21 protein-coding genes are annotated in these 22,268 nt (G+C 71.2%); 6 read left to right on the top strand and 15 right to left on the bottom strand.

Translation table 11 applies throughout. The features are described from left to right. Positions 1-9: 9 nt before the first annotated feature. Entirely contained in the window at positions 10-1,005 is a 996-nt protein-coding gene (locus ACIBK8_RS26215; RefSeq protein WP_399044315.1) for a GlxA family transcriptional regulator, read from the bottom strand. Positions 1,006-1,116: 111 nt separating this feature from the next. Between ACIBK8_RS26215 and ACIBK8_RS26220 the strand changes: the two genes are divergently transcribed. Beyond that, positions 1,117-2,055: an alpha/beta hydrolase gene (locus ACIBK8_RS26220; protein WP_399044316.1), complete on the top strand. Its 939-nt coding sequence runs from the start codon at positions 1,117-1,119 to the stop codon at positions 2,053-2,055. A gap of 25 nt (positions 2,056-2,080) precedes the next feature. On the opposite strand, the gene ACIBK8_RS26225 is transcribed toward ACIBK8_RS26220, so the two are convergent. The 8 genes from ACIBK8_RS26225 to ACIBK8_RS26260 all read right to left on the bottom strand — a co-directional run bounded on the left by ACIBK8_RS26225 (position 2,081) and on the right by ACIBK8_RS26260 (position 8,134). Further along, entirely contained in the window at positions 2,081-3,730 is a 1,650-nt protein-coding gene (locus ACIBK8_RS26225; protein ID WP_399044317.1) for a long-chain fatty acid--CoA ligase, read from the bottom strand. 136 nt (positions 3,731-3,866) lie between these two features. Continuing rightward, entirely contained in the window at positions 3,867-4,391 is a 525-nt protein-coding gene (locus tag ACIBK8_RS26230) for a DUF1203 domain-containing protein (RefSeq protein ID WP_399044318.1), read from the bottom strand. 662 nt (positions 4,392-5,053) lie between these two features. Next, complete coding sequence (locus ACIBK8_RS26235; RefSeq protein ID WP_399044319.1) at positions 5,054-5,902, bottom strand: helix-turn-helix domain-containing protein; 849 nt, start codon at positions 5,900-5,902, stop codon at positions 5,054-5,056. Positions 5,903-5,905: 3 nt separating this feature from the next. After that, complete coding sequence (locus ACIBK8_RS26240; protein ID WP_399044320.1) at positions 5,906-6,424, bottom strand: DUF6879 family protein; 519 nt, start codon at positions 6,422-6,424, stop codon at positions 5,906-5,908. Then, positions 6,405-6,668: a hypothetical protein gene (locus tag ACIBK8_RS26245; RefSeq protein ID WP_399044395.1), complete on the bottom strand. Its 264-nt coding sequence runs from the start codon at positions 6,666-6,668 to the stop codon at positions 6,405-6,407. Before ACIBK8_RS26245 ends, ACIBK8_RS26240 begins: the two co-directional genes overlap by 20 nt. A gap of 153 nt (positions 6,669-6,821) precedes the next feature. Continuing rightward, complete coding sequence (locus ACIBK8_RS26250) at positions 6,822-7,028, bottom strand: DUF397 domain-containing protein (protein ID WP_399044321.1); 207 nt, start codon at positions 7,026-7,028, stop codon at positions 6,822-6,824. A 24-nt stretch (positions 7,029-7,052) separates the two neighbouring features. Further along, positions 7,053-7,274, bottom strand: a complete 222-nt coding sequence (locus ACIBK8_RS26255) for a DUF397 domain-containing protein (RefSeq protein WP_399044322.1) — start codon at positions 7,272-7,274, stop codon at positions 7,053-7,055. Then, the gene (locus ACIBK8_RS26260) at positions 7,271-8,134 is read right to left on the bottom strand and encodes a DUF5753 domain-containing protein (protein WP_399044323.1); all 864 of its coding nucleotides are present in this window, start codon (positions 8,132-8,134) and stop codon (positions 7,271-7,273) included. Before ACIBK8_RS26260 ends, ACIBK8_RS26255 begins: the two co-directional genes overlap by 4 nt. Positions 8,135-8,379: 245 nt before the next feature. On the opposite strand from ACIBK8_RS26260, the gene ACIBK8_RS26265 reads away from it, so the two are divergent. The 3 genes from ACIBK8_RS26265 to ACIBK8_RS26275 are packed head-to-tail and all read left to right on the top strand — an operon-like array spanning position 8,380 to position 10,195. Next, positions 8,380-8,847, top strand: coding sequence for an ATP-binding protein (locus tag ACIBK8_RS26265; protein WP_399044324.1), 468 nt, complete (start codon positions 8,380-8,382; stop codon positions 8,845-8,847). Beyond that, complete coding sequence (locus ACIBK8_RS26270) at positions 8,841-9,560, top strand: hypothetical protein (RefSeq protein ID WP_399044325.1); 720 nt, start codon at positions 8,841-8,843, stop codon at positions 9,558-9,560. Before ACIBK8_RS26265 ends, ACIBK8_RS26270 begins: the two co-directional genes overlap by 7 nt. Then, positions 9,560-10,195 carry a DUF6879 family protein gene (locus ACIBK8_RS26275; protein ID WP_399044326.1) on the top strand — a complete coding sequence of 212 codons (636 nt, stop codon included), beginning with the start codon at positions 9,560-9,562 and terminating at the stop codon, positions 10,193-10,195. The genes ACIBK8_RS26270 and ACIBK8_RS26275 overlap by 1 nt, the downstream gene beginning before the upstream one ends. Before the next feature lie 54 nt (positions 10,196-10,249). On the opposite strand, the gene ACIBK8_RS26280 is transcribed toward ACIBK8_RS26275, so the two are convergent. Then, complete coding sequence (locus ACIBK8_RS26280; RefSeq protein ID WP_399044327.1) at positions 10,250-12,226, bottom strand: SpoIIE family protein phosphatase; 1,977 nt, start codon at positions 12,224-12,226, stop codon at positions 10,250-10,252. A 125-nt stretch (positions 12,227-12,351) separates the two neighbouring features. On the opposite strand from ACIBK8_RS26280, the gene ACIBK8_RS26285 reads away from it, so the two are divergent. Both ACIBK8_RS26285 and ACIBK8_RS26290 read left to right on the top strand, forming a co-directional pair. Then, positions 12,352-16,638 carry a HAMP domain-containing protein gene (locus tag ACIBK8_RS26285; protein ID WP_399044328.1) on the top strand — a complete coding sequence of 1,429 codons (4,287 nt, stop codon included), beginning with the start codon at positions 12,352-12,354 and terminating at the stop codon, positions 16,636-16,638. After that, positions 16,635-17,258, top strand: coding sequence for a two-component system response regulator (locus ACIBK8_RS26290; protein ID WP_393684582.1), 624 nt, complete (start codon positions 16,635-16,637; stop codon positions 17,256-17,258). Before ACIBK8_RS26285 ends, ACIBK8_RS26290 begins: the two co-directional genes overlap by 4 nt. Before the next feature lie 113 nt (positions 17,259-17,371). On the opposite strand, the gene ACIBK8_RS26295 is transcribed toward ACIBK8_RS26290, so the two are convergent. The 5 genes from ACIBK8_RS26295 to ACIBK8_RS26315 form a co-directional block, all read right to left on the bottom strand. Beyond that, a complete protein-coding gene (locus ACIBK8_RS26295; RefSeq protein WP_399044329.1) occupies positions 17,372-18,553 on the bottom strand; it encodes a serine hydrolase domain-containing protein in 1,182 nt (393 codons plus the stop codon). Between the two features lie 35 nt (positions 18,554-18,588). Further along, the gene (locus tag ACIBK8_RS26300) at positions 18,589-19,122 is read right to left on the bottom strand and encodes a SigE family RNA polymerase sigma factor (protein WP_399044330.1); all 534 of its coding nucleotides are present in this window, start codon (positions 19,120-19,122) and stop codon (positions 18,589-18,591) included. A gap of 459 nt (positions 19,123-19,581) precedes the next feature. Beyond that, entirely contained in the window at positions 19,582-20,745 is a 1,164-nt protein-coding gene (locus ACIBK8_RS26305) for a lipid-transfer protein (protein ID WP_399044331.1), read from the bottom strand. Beyond that, positions 20,742-21,170, bottom strand: coding sequence for a MaoC family dehydratase (locus ACIBK8_RS26310; protein ID WP_399044332.1), 429 nt, complete (start codon positions 21,168-21,170; stop codon positions 20,742-20,744). Before ACIBK8_RS26310 ends, ACIBK8_RS26305 begins: the two co-directional genes overlap by 4 nt. Next, the gene (locus ACIBK8_RS26315) at positions 21,167-22,267 is read right to left on the bottom strand and encodes an acyl-CoA dehydrogenase family protein (RefSeq protein WP_399044333.1); all 1,101 of its coding nucleotides are present in this window, start codon (positions 22,265-22,267) and stop codon (positions 21,167-21,169) included. Before ACIBK8_RS26315 ends, ACIBK8_RS26310 begins: the two co-directional genes overlap by 4 nt. Between the last annotated feature and the right edge of the window lies 1 nt (position 22,268).

The following is a 22,268-nucleotide window of genomic DNA, read 5'->3' on the forward strand; positions in this document are numbered from 1 at the left end:
TGGTGGTCGTCAGGGCCGGTGTTCCGTGGTGGCGGTCGCCGAGCGGAACGCCCGCCGGTAGGCGGACGGCGTGGTGTCCAGGGTGATCCGCATGTGCTGCCGCAGGTTCGTGCCGCTTCCCAGACCGGTCCTGGCGGCGATGTCGTCGACGGGCAGGTCTGTCGATTCCAGCAGGTGGCGCGCGTGCTTCAAGCGGGCGGCGGTGAACCATTCAGCCGGGGAAAGGCCCGTCTCCTGCCGGAACCGCCTGGTGAACGTCCGCACGCTCATGTGGCAGTGCGCGGCGAGGTCTTTGAGTGACAGCCGGCTGTCCAGGCGCTCCGTCATCAGCGTGCGCGCCCCGGCGGTCGACATCCCCGCGTCCTCCGCGACCGGCTGATCGATGTACTGCGCCTGCCCTCCTTCCCTCATGGGCGCGACGACGTTGTACCTGGCCACTTGGTTCGCTACCGAGCTGCCGTGGTCTTCCCTGATCACGTGCAGGCACAGGTCGATGGCCGCCGCACCGCCGGCGGACGTCAGGACCCCGCGATCGGCGACGTACAGCGGGTTGGTGTCGAGGTCGACCGCAGGGAAGAGGCGCGTGAACCGGTCGGCGTAGCGCCAGTGCGTCGCGGCCCGGTGGCCCTCCAGAAGGCCGGCGGCCGCGAGAACGAACGACCCGGTGCACAGGGACACCATGCGGGCTCGGCGCCGGGCCGCCCGCAACGCCGCCGCGATGCGCGGGTCCAGCACTCCGTCGTCGAGCAGGTCAGGGGAGCGGGTGCCCGCGACGATCACGGTGTCGGCGTGCTCCAGCAGGGACAGGTCCCCTTGGGGCGTGACGCCGTACCCGTTCGCCGTCGGCACCGGAGAGCCGTCCGGCGTGACGGTCCGCACGTGATACGCCGCGCCTCCCGCGCGTGCGGTGACCGTGGCCAGCATCTGGGCCGGAATGCTGAGGTCGAACGCGACCACCGGTGCGATGGCGAGAACCACCACCTGATGAGGAGCCGCGACAGTCATGGCCCGATAGTTGCACATGCTGGCCCTCGGGCCACTTCTGTGGTGCTCGGAAGCCGGAGAAGCTGATGACGTTCCTTTTCCGCCCTCCCACACGAAAGGTGGCGGCCCGTCATGCCCGTCCCCCCTGTCGACGCCGAGATCCAGTCGCTGCTCGACACGTCCGACGCAGGGGTTTTCCCCTTCTACGACCTGGATTCCGTCCTGGCCGTGCCCGAGCTGTACCAGCGCCTGCGGGAGCACCCCGAAACGCCCGTCGACGACCGCGTGAAGGTGCGGGACCTGTTCATCCCGGGGCCCGGAGGGCAACTGCGGCTGCGCGTCCACCGTCCCGCCACGGACGGCGTTCTGCCGGTCGTCCTCTACCTGCACGGCGGCGCCTTCACCTACGGCTCTCCGGAAGCCGAGGAGGAGCACGCCCTGCGGTACGCCCTGGACGCCGAAGCCGTCGTCGTCTCCGTCGACTACCGCCTCGCGCCCGAGCACCCCTACCCCGCGGCGGCCGACGACGCCTACGCGGCGCTGACCTGGCTCGCCGGACACGCCGCGCAGGTCGGCGGCGACCCGGAGCGCATCGCCGTCGCGGGAGTGAGCGCAGGCGGGAACATCGCGGCCTCAACCGCCCTGCGCGCCCGCGACCTCGAAGGGCCGAAGGTGATCTTCCAGGTGCTGCTCTACCCCGCGCTGGACAGCTCCATGACGAGTGCCTCGATGCGGGAGAGCACCGATACGCCGGTCCTCAACCGGGCCGCGGCGGAGCTGGCCTGGCGCCACTACACCGGGGGCCACAGCCTCGCGCCCTACGCCTCCCCGGTGCAGGCTGCCGACCTCGGCGGACTGCCTCCCGCCTTCGTCGTCGTGGCAGAGGCCGACCCGCTGCGCGACGAAGGCCGGCGCTACGCCGAGCGTCTCAGCGCCGCCGGAGTCACCACCGAGCTGATCCAGGTCCCGGGTGCCGTGCACGGATTCGACCTGCTGTTCCCGAAGGCCCGGATCAGCGAGCGCAACCTGGCCGACCAGGGGCGGGCCCTTCGCGAGGCCCTTCGTCGGTGAACTCCTCGCCGCGTCCGGCCACGCCCTACGCCCCGAAGCGGGTGACGTCCAACTCCCCGTCCGCGTACTGCCTGCGCAGCACCTTCTTGTCGAACTTGCCGACGCTGGTCTTCGGCACCGACGGGATCAGCGCCCACCGCTCCGGCACCTGCCAGCGCGCGATCCGCTCGCCGAGGAACGCCTTCAGCTCCTCGTACCCGGCCGTCGCACCATCGGCCAGGACCACGGTGGCCAGCGGGCGTTCACCCCACTTGTCGTCCGGCACGGCGACCACCGCGGCCTCCGCGACACCCGGGTGGGCCATCAGGTGGTTCTCCAGCTCGACCGAAGAGATCCACTCCCCGCCGGACTTGATGACGTCCTTGGCCCGGTCGGTCAGCGTCAGGTAGCCGTTCGGGGTGATGGTGCCGACGTCGCCGGTGCGCAGCCAGCCGTCCGGGCTGAACTTGTCATCGGGGCGCTGCACTTCACCGTCCGCGCCGCCGAAGTACCCGCCCGCGATCCAAGGCCCGCGGACCTCCAGCTCGCCGGCGGCCTCGCCGTCCCAGGGCAGCGTCTCGCCGCCGGGCCCGATCAGCCGGGCTTCGACGGACGCGGGGAAACGGCCCTGGGTGGTGCGGTAGGCCCACTCCTCGTCCCCGGTGGCCCCGGCCGGCGGGTGCGCGACGGATCCCAGCGGGGACGTCTCCGTCATGCCCCAGGCGTGCACGACGCGGATGCCGTGCCGCTCCTCGAAGCCGCGCATCAGGACGGGCGGACACGCGGAGCCGCCGATGATGACGGTCTTCAGGCACGCCACATCGCGCCGGGTGGCGTCCAGTTCGCCGAGCAGGCCCTGCCAGATGGTGGGCACGGCGGCGCCGATGGTGGGACGTACCGTCTCGATCATCTCGGCGAGCGGGGCGGGCTGGAGGAAGCGGTCCGGCATCAGGAGGGACGCGCCGGCCATGAACGCGGCGTGCGGCAGGCCCCAGGCGTTGACGTGGAACATCGGCACGACCGGCAGCGCGACGTCGTGGGAGGCGAGCGCGAACGCCTCGGCGGTGTTGACCTGGAGCGAGTGCAGATAGACCGAACGGTGGCTGTAGACCACGCCCTTGGGGTCGCCGGTCGTCCCGGAGGTGTAGCAGAGGGCCGCCGCCGCCCGCTCGTCCACCTCGGGCCAGTCGTAGTGCTCGGGGTGGCCGGCGAGCAGTTCCTCGTAGTCGTGCACCCGGGCCCGCGCGCCGTCCAGTACGGAACGGTCACCAGGACCCGCGACGACGATGTGCTCCACGGCGGGCAGCCGCGGCAGCAGCGGGGCGAGCAGCGGCAGCAGGGAGCCGTTGACCAGCAGGACGCGGTCCTCGGCGTGGTTGACGATCCACGTCAACTGCTCGGCGGGCAGCCGCAGGTTCAGGGTGTGCAGCACGGCGCCCATGGAGGGGATCGCGAGGTACGCCTCCAGGTGCTCCGCGTTGTTCCACATCAGGGTTCCCGTAGGGCTCCCCTCGCCCACCCCGAGGCCGCCGAGCGCGTGCGCGAGCTGCGCGGCCCGGCGGCCGACCTCGGCGAACGTGCGCCGGTGCGGGTCCGCTCCGGTCCAGGTGATGACCTCCGACTCGCCATGGACGGTCGAGCCGTGCGTCAGGATTCGCGAGACCGTGAGCGGTACGTCCTGCATCGTGCTGAGCACCGGGTGCCTCCGCTTGTTACGGGCGGGTAGTCGTGTGCTGCGATTCTCAACGCATACCAATTGGTATGTCACGCCCTTGCGATGTGTTCTTCACCGCTTACCGGCGGCAACCGCCCGTCGGCCCGCCCCACGGAGACTACGGGCGCCGCACCTCGAAATGGAAGCAGCCGTACTCCACGGCCCGCACGTGCACCACCGCCACCTCCGGCGCCCCGAACGCCGCGTCGAGCGCCCGCGCGAACCCGGCCTCGATCTCGTCCGGGATCTCGAACAACTCGCCGCCGACGATGTGCCCCTGCGCGTCGTAACGGCGCAGCGTACGCAGCGCCCCCGGCCGCGTGAAGGGATACCCCTGACCGTCGGCGGGCCCCGCACAGGACTCGGCATGAATGAACACCGGCCCCGCCTCGTCATAGGCACCCGGCTCGGCCCCGCTCTCCGCCGCCCAACGACGCAGCGGCGCGTACGAGACGAGCGCGACCCGCTCACCGGCCTCGATCCCCCGCAGACAGCAGCGCAGCGGACTGCCGACGGAGTCGATCGGCACCCCGTCCTCCCGCGCCGTATACGGCCGCAACGGCCGCCCGGAGTCGTCGAGTTCGCGCAGTTCCTTGAGAGTGGCGGGGGCGATGGGCAGGGGGAGGTAGGTCGTTGTCGTCATGCGTCCAGGGTGGACGGCCGGGGGGCGGGGGGCTGGCGGGAATCGGACGGGGTGGTGTGGGCGCGTGCCGTGTGCGGCGCCTGCGGCCGGCATCGCCGCCCTGGTCGCCCTGGCCCCGCCCTCGCGCCGTCCGCATGGCCGCCGATTCGCTGAACGCACCGCGCCCCCACTCCGGTCACGTACCGGAGCAGGGGCGCTTTCGACGTTCCTGGCGAGGCTACTTACCGTCCCCACCCTGCGGGGACGGCTCGCGCGGAGCCTCCGGGGGCATGGGGCCGCCATCGTGCTTGCCGCCGTCCGCTTCCATATCCGCCGGGTACCGGAACGGGACGCCGCGCCACCCTTCCGCGTCGGCCGTGCGCGTCTCATACGTCTCAACGGCAACGGTCATCTACCAACCTCCTCTTTCGCGAGGGGCCATGCCGCCGTACCGTCGAAGGCATGGCCCATAGGGCCGCAGGGGATTCCCTCTGCGGTTGGTCACCCGCCCCGGCCGCTCGACTGTCCAGGTTCCGCCGCCGGGGCGGGAGTCTTCAGGTGCCGACTGTGCCGAAGCGGCCCGCTCAGGCCCCACCACTCACCTCGCGCGCCACCTCGATGACGACAACGCTAGGAACCCGCGCGCCCCAACTCCCAGTCAATTGCAGGCGATTGCACGGGAATCACCTGAGCGAGGCCATTGCCGATGTGATCAGTCCACGAGCCTTGTCGCCGTGGACCGCAAGACCGGCGAGCATGGTGAAGGTGTCGGCGTACGCGCCCACCTCGCTGGGCTGTGTGAGCGTGAGGTAGCCCGAGACCAGCTCTACGTTGACCTGGGCCTTGTCGAAGATCCAGAACCCTTCTACCGGCATACGCGTCCGGCCGGTCCCGGCCGGGATCACTCCGAGGCTCACATTGGGCAACGCGCCGATCGTCAGTAGATGCTCAAGCTGCTCCGTCTGCGTTTCGACGTTGCCGATGGCGTTGTACAGCACCGACTCCTCGACCATGAAGGCGAACCGCTTCTGTCCCTCGTAGAGGACGCGCTGACGGTCCATACGGACGGCGACGGCATCGGCTACGTCATCGATCGCCACCCGCCTTCGCTGAACTGCGCACAGCACGTCTTCCGTGTAGCCATAGGTCTGGAGCAGCCCAGGGACGAGCCATGACGCGTAGCACCGGAACCAGCGGGTGCGTTTGAAGAGCGGCAGTCGTTCTTCCTGCGCGCGCTTGAGACCGGTGCGCTCCATCCGGCGCCAGTCGATCCACATGCCTTCCACAGCCCGCAGCGAGGCTATGAGGTCCTGCGCTTGTTCCTCCGCACCGCATGCCCGGCACCAGGCCAGAATGTCGTCAGCGGACGGTGAGGTCTTGGCGGTGGCGATCCTGGACACCTTCGACGGGTGCCAGCCACAGGCCGCAGCCAGCTGTTTGCCTTCCAGGCCGGCGTCCCGGCACATCTCGCGGAGACGGTCCGCAAGAACCTTCCGAGCCGCCTGGACACTGGACGATGACGAGGCTGCCATGACTCAGACGAGCTTGTACTCCTCGTGCGGCGTGGCCCGTTCCCACACTGCTTCGAACGCCGAACTCACCAACTCGATGACCGCCGGCTCAGTGCTCCACTCTCGGTCAACCACCTCTCCCACACCGGAGAAGTAGGTGAACAGCACGGACGCCTTGTCGAACATCCACAGGTCGGTCCCGGGCAGCGGAAGGTCAGCAGCCTCGCGGCGGGGTAGCCATCGGACCTGCTCCCCTGCCGCAACGTTGGCGAACGTCAGGTCGTGCTCATACCTGATGTAGTCGGTCACCGGCTCCGAGACGATGCGGGCCCGCCGGATGGCGACTCCGCGCAGGACTGTCTCCGTCGCGAGGTCACCCCACGACCCCCAATAGTCCGGCAGCTTCGCCGGATCGTTGTCGTACCGGTGCCCTGCTCGCCAGCGCGCGAATTCCGGGTCGTCCGGAGTGTAGATGTCGCGCATCTCCAAGTGCACCGCGGAGTGCCGCGCCTTGGCGATCCCTTCACGTACGGGGTACTTCACCGTCTCCGTCCTCCGGTCGGGGGATGTACTTGAGCATCACGGCCGGCAGCCGAATGATCGTCTCGTGATCCGGTACATCCGTGGAGTGGCCGGGAATCGAACCGATCTCCTGGCACGCTGCGACCTCGTCGCCCGTGGCCTTATAGGACTGGATCAGCAGATCTCCGCTGTCCTGGTCCAGCCAGATGGTCGGAGAGTCGTCAACGGGCGTGTTGGGGATGATCCCTAAGAAGCGTAACTGCATGCCGTCCTCCCCCTGCCGATGCAATTGCTCCCGATTGCCGACCATCGCGCTGGCGGGGCGGGGCGTCAAGGGGGCATTGGCGCCACATGGGGCGCGCCCCTGCACCGGCCGCAGACCGGTACGGGGGCACATACTCGCGTCGTAACTCCCGGATCAGGCGTCGAACTTGCCGCCCTTGACAGCCCCGACGAACGCCGACCACGAACCGGCTGGAACGATCAGGACCTCCCCCTCCGGACGCTTCGAATCACGCACAGGCAGCGCACCCGGGAAGCCCGGCGCCACCTCGACGCAGTTCTGGTTGGCGTTGCTGTAGCTCGACTTCTGCCAGCGAGCCGCGCTCAGGTCAATCCTGTCCATGAATCCCCTTCGCAATGTGAGTCGCTACTCAAGACCGCCGAACCGCCCCGAAACCACCGCGGACACGAACGCGCTCAGCTGCCCACGGGTGAAAAGCAGCGCCGGCCCCTCCGGAACCTTGCTGTCCCGAACAGCGACGGCCCCCTCGGAGACGATGCCGCACTCCACGCACTGCGCCCCACTGTCGGACCGGGAGGACTTCCACCACGTCACGGGAAGGGTGGAGGCGTCGCCAACATGGCTCATGAGTTCTTCCTTATCTCTGTGATCAGATCCGTCGACGCCTCGACCGACTCGGCAGCGGAGGTGAGCCGCTGCCAGGCATCCCGGTGAGCCGCCACCTTGTCGCCGTCCTCGATGTACAGCGCGGCGGTCAGACTTTCGGTGTGGACGACGTCAAGGTCGGGATGCGGGCCAAAGCCGAGGACCGTGAACGTCCCCAGCTGCCCAACGTGCAAGGGAGCAGCCGACCGCAGTACCTGGATATTGACGTTCGGTCGTTTGGCCATCGAGAGCAGTCGGCCCAGCTGCTCGTCCATCACGCTGTCGCCCTCAGACGTGGAACGCAGAGCCTGCTCCGAGATGATCGCCCACAAGGTGAGCGGGTTATCACGCGTCAGCACGGCCTGCCGGGCGAGCCGCACTTCCACCAGAGCATCGACGCGTGCCTCGACCGCCTCCGACATGGCCGTGGCCCGGATGATCCAGCGGGCGTACTCGGCGGTCTGGAGCAGACCGGGAATCACACCCAGTTGCCACGTCGAAACCGACTCCGCCTCGGCTTCCAGGCTGATCAAGTCGGCGTACACCGGTGTCAGGACGCCCCGGTAGGAGTGCCACCAGCCACGCTGCGCGCCTTCCTTCGTCAGGGTGACCAAGGCGGCGCGCAGTTCGTCGCTCACGTCCCGGCCCAATTTGGCGTACAGGTCGAGTAGTTGCTCGACATCCTTCGCCTTGGCCGCGCTCTTCGCCGTCTCCATCCGCGAGAGCTTCGAGGTGACGAACGCACCCTCGGACCGCTCCGCGATCTCATCGAGGGTGTCGGCGCCGCGCAAGGCACGTAACTTCGCGCCGAGTCGCCTGCGGCGCACGGTGGGCGCACTCACGGGTTCCCCTCCCTGTCCGGTGTCCTGCCCAACAGTCTGCCGTGCCCCGTCATCGCCTGTCACCTGCCTAGTTGCCACGCCGCCCTCCCCATCTCACTTGGATATGCAAATTTCCACGTTCGTGTGACATAGGTTGCAGAGCCTCGCACGGAGAGAGCAGTCTGTAGTGACGAAATGCAACCGCACTGTCACCTGTGTCACGAAGTCCCGTACGCACAGGGGTGCTTGCCCGTGAGGGGACATGCATGATCGAAAAGTGGCGGACACCTCCGCCTGCCTGCTGCCAGCCGCCCACCGGACCTCCGCCGGTCTTACTCCTGGCTGGCGAAGCGCAATCGGCCCGCGCTGCACGGGAGTTCGTGCACGAGTACGTGTCACACCACGTCCCGGAGGTGAGCCAAGACCACCTCGACACCGTCGTGTTGATCGCCTGTGAGCTGGTCACCAACGCGATCCGGTACGGCACTGAACCCGGTGACTCGCTACGCATCGTCATCGACGCCGACGAGACCGGAGTACGCATCGAGGTGCACGACCCCGTACGGCGCCGCCCCCGCTTCCGGCCGGAATCACCGCACCGCAACCGGGGACGCGGCCTCCTGATCCTTAACCGCCTCTGCCCGGACGGCTGGGGCGTGGACGACATCCCTATGGGCAAAGCCGTCTGGGCCCATTACGCGTTCGGCACGTCATCGGCAGGTTCCGCATGCTGACCCCCGGGCGCCTCACGATCCGCCCCGTCCCCGGACCCGCGTTCCTCTCCGGGTGCGCGGTGTCGACCTGGCTCGACACCGCCTCGCCCGGCGATCCCGTAGGAGCCCTGCTGATCGGGCACGTCCCCCGGCCGCGCCGAGCCGAGACCCCGGCGACCGTCGGGGCCGCGCTCCTCGGGATGGCCGACGCCATGGCTCTCCGGCCGGCCGCCGAGCCGCTGTCCGGGGTCGACGCCCGCCTCCTGGTTAACGGCTCCCTGGTGGCGCTCGACTACGGGCATCCGGTGCACGCCCTGCGGCTGCCGTCACCGGGGCCCGGCTGGCGGGAGCATGTCGCCGGGGGCGGGCCGGTGTGCGTCACGGTCGGGCTCGATCCGCTGCCGCCCGGCGCCGGTCCCGACGCCATCGAGGCGTACCTCCAGCGCATCGTCGCCACGGGGTGCGCCTACCGGGGCATGACCGCGCTCCGGCCGCATCCGGGTGCGGTGTCGTCCCCGCCCACGCCCGCGTCGTGCGAGGGGTGCGGCACCGTCCACGAGGTCGCCGAGACCTACCTGCCTGCGGATTCCGGGCCCGGCTGGGAGTTTTCGCTGTGCCAACGGTGCGCCGGTGCACCGCCCACGCACCTCTTCCGCGAAGGACACATCGACCGGTTCCTCACGTGGTCCGAAGGGCTCCGTGAGACGGTCGTCGACGGGTGGGGGGATCTGTGATGTTCGAGTGCTTCCGTGGCGGCTCCGGCGAGGTTCTCAAGAGGCCGGACTACCTTGACGACTTCGGCCGGTTCTACGCGAGCGACATCCGCTTCCTCGCCAAGATCGAGCGCGGGCAGACGTTCAAGGAGCAGGGCTCGCCGAGCTGGGACGCATTCGCCGCCGGGGACTGGGCGGGCGCATTGCGGCTGATCGAGGCCGAACGGGATTCCGTCGCCGCGTACTTCCAGGACACCGCTCGACGCGGCCTGGCGTTCCGGAGGCTTCGTATCGTCGAATTCCCCGTGACTCCGTATCTCCAGTGGGAGCTGCATTCCTTCCGGCTCCGGTCGGAGCTGGGCGAGGAGATCCGGGTACTGGATGCCCGGGAGATCGCGGACCTGGAGCGCGACGGTCCGCTGCCCGAGGTCGTCGTCCTCGGGCATGCGGTGATGTATGCCGTGATCTACGACGAGGAACTGAAGGGTACGGGCGCGCGCCGGTTCCTCGATCCCGGGCAGATCGCGACGACGGTTGGCGAATTCGAGTCCCTGTACCGCAAGGGCGAGGAGTTCTCGGAGTTCTTCGAGCGGGAGATCGCCCCGCTCGGAGCGCCCGCGGCCGACTCGCGGCGCGCCACCGCCTCCGGCGGCTAGCGGAGCGGCGGCGGGCCGGACGGGACCTTGACGGTCGGCCAGGGCTTCGCCCCCTTAAACCCCCCGCGCCGCCTGAAGCACCAGGACCGAAAGATCGTCCTCGACGGGCCCGGGGCCGAAGTCGTGGGCGGCGCGGCGTACGTGTTCGGCGAGGGCCTTGGCGCCCAGGCCGGTGCCTTCGGCGAGGATTGCGGCGAGGCCGTCGTTGTCGTCCAACTGCCAGCTGCCGCAGCGGCGTTCGGTGACTCCGTCGGTGACGCACAGCAGGGTTTCGCCGGGGGCGAGGCGGAAGGGGGTGGGGTGGAAGGTGGCGCCCTCGTCGATGCCGAGCAGCATCTGGGGTTCGGAGACCGGTGCGACGGTGCCGTCGGCGTGTAGCTGCAAGGGGAGCGGGTGGCCGGCGCTGGCGACCGTGCCGTGGGCGCCCGGGGTGCCGGGGGCGAGGGCCAGCTCGCCGTAGAGCATGCTCAGGAAGCGCGGCCTGGCCTGTTCGCCGCCGGCCTCCACGGCCTCCGCGCTCTCCTCCGACATGGCCGTGTTGAGCCGGCCGAGCACCGACTCGACGCCCTGCCCCTCGCGGGCCAGCAGCCGCACCAGGTGGCGGGCCAGGCCGGTGACGGACATCGCCTCGGGGTCCTTTCCCTGGACGTCGCCGAGGAGGAAGCCCCAACGGCGGGCGCCCATCGGGAAGATGTCGTAGAAGTCGCCGCCCACGGTCTGGCCCTGGCCGTGCGGTTCGTAGACGACGGCGGTGTCGACGCCGGGGATGCTGGCGAGCGTCGTGGGCAGCTGGCGGCGCTGGAGGGCCCTGCTGATGGTGGTCTGCCGGGTGTACTGGCGGGCGGTGTCCACGGCCTGCGCGACGCGCCGGGCGACGTCCTCCACCATCCGCGCGACGTTGTCGGTCATCTGGAGCTGACCTGCCCGGCCGAGCAGCAGCACGCCCTGCGGGGTGTCGCGGGAGAGGAGGGGGAAGGCCAGCGCCGAGCCGCCCGCCCGGCCGCCGCCCGCGCTCTCCGGCCAGGGCCAGGCGGTGCCTGCGGTGCGCACGACGGTGGACGGGGGCTCGCGCTCCAGCTCGGCGCGGAGTGCGTGCAGGCGCTGCTCGTCGGCGTGCCAGACGCGGGACAGGTGCAGGTCCCTGCTCTCGGTGCTCAGCCAGATGCCGCACCAGTCGGCGAGGCGTGGGACCAGCAGCTGCGCGGCGAGCGCGGTGACCATGTCCTGGTCGAGCTGGCCGGCCAGCAGCTCGCTGGTCTCGGCGAGGAACGAGGGGCCGCCGCGGTCGGCCCACTCGGCGGCGTGGCCGCGGGGCGGGGACGGGCGGCGGGTGAGGGAGGGGTTGAGGGGGGCCATGCGGACCGCGGCGGCTCGGGGGCGGTCGGGCGGGGCGGGAGCAGAAGCGGAAGCGGGAGCGGGAGCGGAGCCGGTGGCGGGGGCCGGGCCGGTCGCGGGGTCCGGTTCCTGTACGGGGGCGGGGCCGGCTGCTCCCTCCAGCACAACGGGGCCGTCTTCAGGCGGTACTTGGTGGACTTCGGGGGCCGGTGGGCGGTCGTCGCTCGGCATCGGGCGGTCGTCGGGGGCCATCAGCCGGAACCACACCGTCTTCTCCGTGCGGCGGTAGGTCACGCCCCAGGATTCGGAGAGTGCGCCGACCAGTTGCAGGCCGTAGCCGGGCGGGCCGCGGCGTACGTCCACGCCGCCGTGCACGGCGCGGGCGGGGTGCCGGTCGACGACCTCGACGACCACGCACGCGGCGTCCGGGCCGTCGTCCCCGGCGCCCCGGTCCCTGCGCGGGCCGCGCTCCAGGCGGCAGCTGACGTCGATCTCGGTGCCCGCGTACATGACGGCGTTGGTGACCAGTTCGCTGACGAGGAGCACCGCGTCGTCGATGAGGGGGGCGGTGAGGCCGGCCGCGAACGGCGCCGTGGCGGGGGCTTCCGGCGGCGGCCCGTCGGCCAGTGCGGCGCGGACGAAGCGGCGGGCGGCGGCCGGTGCGAGCTGGTTCGCCGGGAGGCCCTTCCGGGACACGGAGGCGGATGTGTGAGGGGAAGGAGATCCCACTGCACCCCCTGGTGCGCCTGGGCAGCACGATTTGCGAGCCCTTTATACTATGACATATACTCCCAAACGGATCATTGGGGGGATGGTGCGCCATGGCACACGACCCGGCCAGGCCCGAATCCGCCGCGTCCCCCCAGGAGCCGGTCCCGCCGGGGGACGCCCGGCAGCCGTACGGCGCGGCGGCGGGCGGCCCGTGGGTGCGCGCCCAGGAGCTGCGCCCGTTGCTGGCGGCGTTGCGTGCGCTGTGCGACGGCGACTTCACGGCCCGGGTGCCGGCGGGCGCGGACGATGCTCCTGACGGCGTGCTGGCCGAACTGGCCGGGGCGTTCCACCAGCTCGTCGCCCGCAACGCGCACCTGTCGGGTGAGCTCCAGCGGCTGCGGCACGAGGTCGTCCGCGAGGGCCGGCTGGACGAGCGGATCGGCCCGAGCCCGGGGCAGGGCGGCTGGGCGGCGAACGTCGACTGCGCCAACACGGTCCTCGACGCGCTGGTGGATCCGGTCGCCAAGGCCACCCGGGTGCTGGACGCGGTGGCGGACGGCGACCTGACCCAGCACGTCGATCTGCACGACGGCACCCGCAGGCTCCGCGGCGACCTGCGGCACCTGGGCAGCGGCGTGAACCGCATGGTCGACCAGCTCTCGCTGTTCACCGGCGAGGTGACCCGGGTCGCCCGCGAGGTCGGCACCGAGGGGCGGCTCGGCGGCCGGGCGAAGCCGCAGGGACTGAAGGGCGACTGGCTCCACGTGACCGAGGCGGTCAACACCATGGCGTCGCGGCTGACCGCTCAGGTCCGTGACATCGCGGTGGTGACGACGGCGGTGGCGCGCGGTGACCTGACCCAGCAGGTGACGGTCGAGGCCACCGGCGAGCTGCTGGAGCTAAAGCTCACCGTGAACACGATGGTCGACCAGCTGCGGGCGTTCGCCGACGAGGTCACGCGGGTCGCCCGCGAGGTCGGCACCGAGGGCAGACTCGGCGGCCGGGCGCAGGTCAGGGACGTGTCCGGGGTGTGGAAGGACCTCACCGACAACGTCAACTTCATGGCGTCCAACCTGACGTCCCAGGTCCGCAACATCGCCCAGGTGACCACCGCCGTCGCCAACGGCGACCTGAGCCAGAAGATCACGGTGGACGCGCAGGGCGAGATCCTGGAGCTGAAGTCCACGATCAACACCATGGTCGGCCAGCTCTCCGCCTTCGCCGACGAGGTGACCCGGGTCGCCCGTGAGGTCGGCACCGAGGGCAGGCTCGGCGGCCGGGCGCAGGTCAGGGGCGTATCCGGGGTGTGGAAGGACCTGACGGACAGCGTCAACTTCATGGCGGACAACCTGACGTCCCAGGTCCGCAACATCGCCCAGGTCGCCACCGCCGTCGCCGAGGGCGACCTGTCCAAGAAGATCGCGGTGGAGGCGAAGGGCGAGATCCTGGAGCTGAAGTCGACCATCAACACCATGGTCAGCCAGCTCTCCGCGTTCGCCGACGAGGTCACCCGCGTCGCCCGCGAGGTCGGCACGGAAGGGAATCTGGGCGGGCAGGCGCAGGTCCGCGGGGCGTCCGGGGTCTGGAAGGACCTGACCGACAACGTCAATTCCATGGCGCTGAACCTGACGTCGCAGGTCCGCAACATCGCCCAGGTGACCACCGCCGTAGCCAACGGCGACCTGTCCAAGAAGATCGACGTGGACGCCCGCGGCGAGATCCTGGAGCTGAAGGACACCGTCAACACGATGGTGCAGCAGCTGCGGGCGTTCGCCGACGAGGTGACCCGGGTCGCCCGCGAGGTCGGCACCGAGGGCCAACTCGGCGGACAGGCCCAGGTGCACGGGGTCTCCGGGGTCTGGAAGGCGCTCACCGACAACGTCAACTTCATGGCGTCCAACCTGACCTCGCAGGTCCGCAACATCGCCCAGGTCGCCACCGCCGTCGCCGACGGCGACCTGTCCAAGAAGATCGACGTGGACGCGCGCGGCGAGATCCTGGAGCTGAAGACCACCCTCAACACGATGGTCGACACCCTCTCGTCGTTCTCGTCCGAGGTGACCCGGGTCGCCCGCGAGGTCGGCAGCGAGGGGCAGTTGGGCGGCCAGGCGCGCGTCGAGGGTGTCTACGGCACCTGGAAGAAGCTGACCACCAGCGTCAACGAGCTGGCGCTCAACCTCACCACCCAGGTGCGGGCCATCGCCGAGGTCGCCAGCGCCGTCACCCAGGGCGACATGTCCGGGTCCATCTCGGTGGAGGCACAGGGCGAGGTCGCCGCGCTGAAGAACAACATCAATCTGATGGTCGCCAACCTCCGCGAGACCACCCGCGCCAAGGACTGGCTGGAATCCAACCTCACGCGCATCGCGGGCCTCATGCAGGGCCACCGCGATCTCGTCGAGGTCGCCGACCTGATCCTGCGCGAGCTGACGCCGCTGGTCAACGCCCAGTTCGGCGCCTTCTTCCTGGCCGAGGCGGGCGCCGAGCCCGGCGAGGGCCTGGAGTTCATCGCCGGTTACGGCACCGGCAGGGCCGAGGTGTGGCACGAGCTGCCCAGCCGCGGCGCCCCGGGCTGGGGCCTGGTCACCGAGGCGGCGACGGAGAAGCGGCGCGTCCTCGTCGAGGCCGTCCCCGCTGACTACATCACCATCAGCTCAGGGCTCGGCGCCGCGCCGCCCGCCAGCATCGTCATCCTGCCGGTGCTCTTCGAGGACCAGGTGCTCGGCGTCATCGAGCTGGCGTCGCTCAGCCGGTTCAGCGAGGTGCACCTCGCCTTCATCGACCAGTTCGTCAGCACCATCGGCGTCTCCGTCAACACCATCATCGCCAACTCCCGTACCGAAGCGCTGCTTTCGGAGTCCCAGCGGCTGACATCCGAGCTGCGCCGGCGCTCCGACGAACTCCAGCTGACCAACGCGGAGCTGGAGGAGAAGGCGGCGCTGCTCGCCACCTCGTCGCAGTACAAGTCCGAGTTCCTGGCGAACATGTCGCACGAACTGCGCACCCCGCTCAACTCGCTGCTGGTGATGGCCAGGCTGCTGGCCGACAACCCCGACGGCCGGCTCTCCGCCCAGGAGGTGGAGTTCGCCCACACCATCCACCGCTCGGGCTCCGACCTGCTCCAGCTGATCAACGACATCCTCGACCTGGCGAAGATCGAGGCCGGCCGGATGGACGTGCACCCCAAGGCACTGCCGATGGTGAAGCTGCTCGACTACGTACGGGCGACGTTCCGGCCGCTCGCCGTCGACCGAGGGCTGAGCTTCGGGACCGAGGTCGACGGCGACGTGCCCGACGAGCTGTTCTCGGACGAGCAGCGGCTCCAGCAGATCCTGCGCAACCTCCTGTCCAACGCCCTGAAGTTCACCTCGTCGGGCGGCGTCGCCCTGCACGTCACCCGGGCACCGGCGGGCGCGTTCGACGACGGGCCGCTGCGCACCGCGGAGTCCGTCGTCGCGTTCGCCGTCAAGGACACCGGGGTCGGCATCCCCGCCGAGAAACTCGGGTCGATCTTCGAGGCGTTCCAGCAGGCCGACGGCACCACCAACCGCAAATACGGCGGCACCGGACTCGGCCTGTCCATCAGCCGGGACATGGCGAGCCTGCTCGGCGGCCGGATCACCGCCGAGAGCGAGCCCGGCGTCGGCTCCGTCTTCACCCTCTACGTGCCGGCGCGCTACAGCGGCCCGTCCGCCGCCCCCGACCTCGCGCCCCCGGCACACGCCGCCGCGCCCACACCCACCGGGCTGCCGACGCCGCCCGCCGGCCTCCCCGCCCCTCCCGAACGGCCGCCGGAACCCGCGGCCGATGAGGCCACCGAAGCTCCCACCGTGGCCGCCCCGCCGCCCGCCGACACCGCGGTCACCGGCGGCGCGGACGTCACCTGGCCCGAGACCACCCGCCTCAAGGACTGGCTCAGCGGCCGTCCCGGCGAGGTGCTGGCCAACCGCCGGATCCTCATCGTCGACGACGACATCCGCAACGTCTTCGCCCTGACGCACGTCCTGGGCCGGGTCGGCATCAGCGTGAAGTACGCGGAGAACGGCCGCGAGGGCCTGGAGGTGCTGGACCGGACACCCGACGTATGCCTCGTCCTGCTGGACATCATGATGCCGGAGATGGACGGCTACGAGATGATCCAGGCACTGCGCAAGGCCCCGCGCTACGCGGACCTGCCGGTCATCGCGCTCACCGCCAAGGCCATGCCGGGCGACCGCGAACGGGCCATCGAGAGCGGCGCCGACGACTACGTCCCCAAGCCAGTCGACGTGGACCGGCTGCTGACGGCCGTCTACCGCCTCCTGGACCCGCGGCACGGCGCCCCGCAGGCGACGCCCCGGCCGCCGGGCGCGGACCCGTCGGCCACCCGGCCCGACGCCCCGGAGCAGCCGTCATGACGCAGACACCGGACACCGCCACACTCCTCATCGTCGACGACATGGAGGAGAACCTCGTCGCGCTCGAAGCCGTGCTCGGCCCGCTCGCGCGGGTCGTCCGCGCGCACTCCGGCGAGGAGGCCCTGAAGGCGATGCTGCGCCAGGAGTTCGCGGTGGTGCTGATCGACGTCCTGATGCCCGGCATGAACGGATTCGAGACCGCCGCCAACATCAAGGGGCTCGACCAGACCAAGGACGTACCGGTCATCCTGCTGACCGGCGCCGAGGTCGACCCGAACTACGCCTACCGCGGCTACACCGTGGGCGCCGCCGACTTCCTGATCAAGCCGTTCGACCCCTGGCTGCTGCGTACCAAGGTCAACGTGTTCCTCGACCTGTACCGCAAGAACCGCCAACTGGCCGCCCAGTCCGAGCAGTTGCGCCGCCTGCTGACCGCGGACGGCCCCGACAGGGAGCTGGATGCCACCCGCCTGGCCGAGATCGTCGCCCAGCTCGCGGAGGTGGAAGTGCTGCTGCGGGACGCCGAGGGCGGCGAGGGCGGCGAGCCGGCCGGCCTGGCGGACCGCGTCGCCGAGATCGAACGCGCCGTCGGCAGACTGCTGGTCAACCGCGGCACCTGACCTCGCGGCGCACGCCGCACGGCACCCCGGGGGCGGCCGTTGCGACGGCGGTTGGCGCATCCCCCGGGTAACCGGCTCACCGGCTCACCGGCACAGAGCGCTGTCGATCCGACTCACCGGCACAGAGCCCTGTCGATGACCCCTCTGACATCCGCCGGGCCCCGCTCGCTCGGCGCCCCGACGGCGGTGACCGCGACCGTGACGGCGCGGCCCCCGTCGGTGACACCGGTGCGCGTCTGGTAGCCGGGTATGTCGCCGCCGTGCCCCCACACCCGGCCGCCGCAGCTCAGAGGCACGCTGACCAGCCCCAGGCCGTACCTGGCACCTGGCCACATGGCGTCGGCGGGGACCGTGGTGCGCATCTGGGCGAGCTGCGCGGGCTTGAGGAGCCGGCCGTCGAGCAGGGCGGTGAAGAAGCGGTTCAGGTCGCCCGGGGTGGAGATCAGCTGTCCTGCGGCCCATCCCCAGGAGGGGTCCATCTCCGTGATGTTCTCCAGCGGTCCGCCCGGCTTCGCCGCGAAGTAGCCATCGGGGTGGGCCTCCCGGATGCGCTCGTCGCCCGCCGCGGGGAAATAGGTGTGGCGCAGACCGGCGGGCTCGATGACCCGGTGGGTGATCTGCTCCGCCAGCGGACGTCCGGTGACCTTCTCGATGAGCAGCCCGGCCAGCAGGTAATTGGTGCTGCTGTACGCCCAGTCGGTGCCGGGGGCGAACCGTGCCTTGTGCGCGAGCGCCAGGTCGAGGGCGGTGCGCGGCGGGACGTAGGTGTGACGGCCCTTGCCGGTGAGGTCGGTGAGGTGGTCGGTGTAGTCGGGCAGTCCGCTGGTGTGCTGGAGCAGTTGGCGCACCGTGATGCGGCGGCCGTCGATGCCCTCGCCCCGCACCAGGCCCGGCAGATACCTCTCGACGGGGGCGTCGAGCGCGACCTTGCCCTCGCCCACCAGCTGAAGGACGACGGTGGCGGTGAACGCCTTGGTGTTGCTCCCCGCGCGCACCTGCCCGTCGGCCGGCACCTTCGCGCCGGTCCGCAGGTCCGCGACCCCGGCGGTGTAGTGGCGGGCCCGCCCGTCGGGGCCGAGGGTGGCGGCCAGCGCGGCCGGGTACCGGTCGTCGTGCACCAGACGGTCCAGGCCCTGCCGCAGGACGTCGGCCGAGCCGCCCGGCCGGGCCGCGTACGCGGGCGGCGGACCGGCCACGGTCAGCGCGGCGGCCAGCACCGCGACCGCCGTAACACCCTTGCGGAGCCCGGCCGTTGCCGGGACACGGCGCCGGAGCTGACGGGGACGATCGGGCATGGCGGACACTCCTGGTGCGACCTGCTGGGTCCGGCTCACATGATCAGGGCCAGCTCGGCGTCCTCGCGCAGCTTGGCCAGGGCGCGTGAGACGGCGCTCTTGACCGTGCCGACGGAGACCTCCATGACCGCGGCGGTCTGCGCCTCGCTCAGGTCCTCGTAGTAGCGCAGCACGACCATCGCCCGCTGGCGGGGCGGCAGCCGCAGGATGGCCTCCCACATGGCGTCCCGCAGCCCCTGCACCTCGGCGGGGTCGGGGGCCGGAACCGGGTCGGGCTCGGGCAGTTCGTCGCAGGCGAACTCGTCGACCTTGCGCTTGCGCCACTGCGAGGTGCGGGTGTTCAGCAGCGCACGGCGGACGTAGCCGTCGAGCGCGCGGTGGTCCTCGATGCGCTCCCAGGCCACGAACGTCTTGGCGAGCGCGGTCTGCAACAGGTCTTCCGCGTCGTTCGGATTGGTGGAGAGCGACCGCGCGGCACGCAGCAGCACCGGTCCCCGGGCGCGTACGTAGGTCGAGAACGACGGGTACGCGGCTGGTGTCGCGGCGCTTGTGCACACTGGCGTGGTCATGTCTCCACGCTAGAAGCGGGACGGCCGCGGAGGATCGGCCCTAGGTGCCGAAGCGCTCTCCGTCTGAAGTTGTACGGGTGGGGGCCGCCCTACCTCCTCAGGACGGACAGGGGGCGGCGCTCCCCTAGGGCAGCGGCCGGGGCGGCGCCTCCCGGAGGCGTCCCCGCCGTGCCCGGAAGCCCGTATCGACCGCACGAAGAAAAGTCACAAAAAGGGCTTTTCACCCGCCGCGAAGAGGCGTAGCGTAAGTATCAGCCTGCGGGGCGAGCGAGGGAGCTCGACCGGAGCGTGTTGGGGAGAAGGACGAGTTCCTTCGAGCACGCAAGGGCCGGGCTGAGAGGCCGGAAAGTCGGAAAGACCGGAAGGCGACCTCCACCACCTGACGGACAATGCCGTCCAAGGAAGCCCACCTCGCAGGTTTTACGCTGCCCGGCCCCGTCCCGGCAGCGGGCCCGCCGCTCAGCCGTCGGCCCCCAGGATCAGCCCCGACGTGGGCACCCCGGTACCCGCCGTGACCAGCACCCGCGCGGCGCCCGGCGCCTGGTTGACGGAGCTGCCGCGCACCTGCCGCACGCCCTCCGCGATCCCGTTCATCCCGTGCAGATACGCCTCGCCGAGCTGGCCGCCGTGGGTGTTCAGCGGCAACGCGTCCGCCGCGACGAAACCGGCCGCCTCGCCGGGCCCGCAGAAGCCGAACTCCTCCAGCTGCATCAGCACGAACGGCGTGAAGTGGTCGTAGAGGATCGCCACGTCGATGTCGGCGGGCGAGAGCCCCGCCGTGCGCCACAGCTGACGGGCGACGACCCCCATCTCGGGCAGCCCGGTCAGATCCCGCGAGAAGCTCGTCATCTGCTCCTGCGCGCGGCCCGCGCCCTGCGCCGCCGCCGTGATCACCGCGGGCTTCCTGCGCAGCGTACGGGCCCGCTCGACGGAGGTGACCACGATCGCCTGGCCGCCGTCCGTCTCCTGGCAGCAGTCCAGCAGCCGCAGCGGTTCGACGATCCAGCGGGAGGCCGCGTGGTCGGCGAGGGTGATCGGCTTGCCGTAGAAGTACGCGGCCGGATTGCGGGCCGCGTGCCTGCGGTCGGTGACCGCGACATGACCGAAGGCTTCCGGCGTCAGCCCGTACGCGTGCAGATAGCGCTGGGCGGCCATCGCGACCCAGGACGCGGGGGTGAGCAGGCCGAACGGGAGCATCCAGCCGAGCGCGGCGCCCTCGGCCGACGGTTCGCGCTGCTGGACGCCGGAGCCGAAGCGGCGCCCCGACCGCTCGTTGAACGCGCGGTAGCAGACGACGACGTCGGCGAGGCCGCAGGCGACGGCGAGCGCCGCCTGCTGGACGGTGGCACAGGCCGCGCCGCCCCCGTAGTGGACGCGCGAGAAGAAGGACAGCTCCCCGATGCCGGCCGCCTGCGCGACGGTGATCTCCGGGCTGGTGTCCATGGTGAAGGTGACCAGGCCGTCAACGTCGGACGGCCGCAGACCGGCGTCGTCGAGTGCGGCGTGCACCGCGTCGACGGCGAGTTTCAGCTCGCTGCGCCCCGAGTCCTTGGAGAACGCGGTCGCGCCGATACCGGCGATGGCGGCCCGGCCGCCGAGGGTGTCCGCACGGTCCAGGGTCATGACGCCTCCCCTGCGCGGCCGTTGCCCTCCGGGAGGCCGTCGTCGGCGGGCACGGTGACCGTGACGGTGCCGGTGACGTGGTGGCCCAGGCCGTTCGCGCCGACGACACGGACCTGCGCCGTCCCGCCGTCGACCCCGGTCACCGTTCCCTTCAACACCATGGTGTCCCCCGGATAGTTGGGCGCGCCGAGCCGGATGGCGACCTTGCGCAGTACGGCCCGCGGCCCGAAGTGGTCGGTGATGTAGCGGCCGACGAGCCCGTTGGTGGTGAGGATGTTCATGAAGAGGTCGGGGGAGCCCTTGGCGCGGGCCGCCTCGGCGTCGTGGTGCACGTCCTGGTAGTCACGCGAGGCGACCGCCCCGGAGACGATCAGCGTGCGGGTCACGGGGATGCGCAGCGGGGGCAGTTCATCGCCCGGCTTCATACCGTTTCCTCCTCCGTCGCGCCTTCGGTGAGCAACAGGCCAAGATCTTCGAGGAGTTGGGCACCGGCACCGAGGTGCGCGCCGAGCTGCCTGCCCCACAGGAAGTGCCGGTGGACGGGGTGGCCGAGGTCGGCGCCGATCCCGCCGTGCAGATGCTGGACGGCGTGCACCACGCGGGTGCCCGCTTCCGACGCCCACCAGGCGGCGGTCAGCGCGGCGGGCGCGGCGTCCAGGCCCGCGTCCCGCCGCCAGGCCGCCTCGTAGGCGGTGACGCGGATCGCCTCGGTGTCCATGTGCGCGTCGGCGGCCCGCAGCAGCACCCCCTGGTTGGTGGAGAGCGGACGCCCGAACTGCTCGCGGGTGGCGGTGTGTTCCACCGCGCGGGCGACGGCGCCCGCGCAGACCCCGGCCTGGAGCCCGGCGAAGGCGGTGCGGGCGGCGGCGACGACGTCGTCGTACGGGCCGGTGCCCGCGGCCTCGTCGGCCCCCAGCCGCTCGGCCTGGGCGCCGTCCAGGGTGAGCCGTCCCGCCGACCAGGGCGCGGTGGTGGCGACCGGCTCGACGCCGACGCCGGGCGCGTCACCCCGCACCAGCCACAGCCGCCGCCCGGCGTCCGGCACCAGCAGCAGCCCGGCACCGCACAGCCAGGGGACGACGGGCACCGTGCCGGTCAGCCGGGCGGCCCCCGGGGCGGAACGGGGCCCTCCGGTGGTGTCCCGCTCGGCCCGTACGGCCGGTGCGGCGCCGCCGGGGAACGCGCCGGTGGCCGTCAGCGTCCCGTCGCGCAGGGCGGGCAGCAGCCGCTCCCGCTGCCCGGACGTGCCGTGCGCGGCGACGGCCCACAGCCCGTACACGCAGGTCGCGGCGAACGGCACCTGCGCGGTGACCCGCCCCTGCTCCTCCAGGAGAAGCACCAGACCGAGCAGCCCGGTGTCCTCCACCGCACCGGGCAGCCCGGCCGCGCACAGCGCCTTCCACAGCACGGTGTCGGGGCCGCCGCCGAGCGCGGCCAGCCGTTCCGGCGTGGACAGGTCGGCGAAGATCTCCGCCGCCAGACCGCTCGCCGCGCGCTGCTCGTCCGTGGGTGTGAAGTCCATG

This window comes from Streptomyces sp. NPDC050161 (assembly GCF_044460025.1).
Lineage (GTDB): Bacteria > Actinomycetota > Actinomycetes > Streptomycetales > Streptomycetaceae > Streptomyces.